This is a genomic window from Streptomyces katrae (assembly GCF_000966975.1).
GTDB classification, from domain to species: Bacteria; Actinomycetota; Actinomycetes; order Streptomycetales; family Streptomycetaceae; genus Streptomyces; species Streptomyces katrae.
In genome coordinates this window covers 1-466 of record NZ_JZWV01001778.1, presented here as the reverse complement: position 1 = coordinate 466, position 466 = coordinate 1, and the positions used below count along the sequence as shown (strand labels likewise).

1 pseudogene is annotated in these 466 nt (G+C 68.7%); it reads left to right on the top strand.

Annotation, left to right across the window (positions count from 1 at the left end):
* Positions 1–203: 203 nt before the first annotated feature.
* Positions 204–466: pseudogene (locus tag VR44_RS40560) on the top strand (pyridoxal phosphate-dependent decarboxylase family protein); the annotation flags it as partial.

Genomic DNA, 466 nt, shown 5'->3' with positions numbered 1-466 from the left:
CCGCACCGATGATCGCCTCAGTGGTGTCCCTGCGGCACTGGTGAAGAGTCGATGTTTCAACCCTGCGCTATTCGGCTGTGGAGAGGCCTTCGCCGCGGAGGCAGTGGGGGGAGTCTTGGCGCCTGGACGTGACGGCAGGCCGGGGTGCTCGTTAGGATCACGGCCCCAGTGCGCTGATCTGGGCTGCGTCAGTGCATCCAAAGGTGTTGCGGGACGAGCTCATCGCGGCCGCGGAGTGGGTCTGTCAGTACCTGGGCCAGCTGCCGGAAGCCCCGGTGAGCCGTCCGATGCCCGCCCGCCTGCGGGATGCCCCGCTCGACCGTACCGGTGGTGAGCTGCGGCAGATCCTGGACTTCGTGCGCGAGGAGATCGCACCATTCCCCACCGGCAACGGGCACCCGGCCTTCTTCGCCTGGATCAACTCCCCGCCCGCCCCCGCCGGCCTGATCGCCGAACTCCTCGCCTC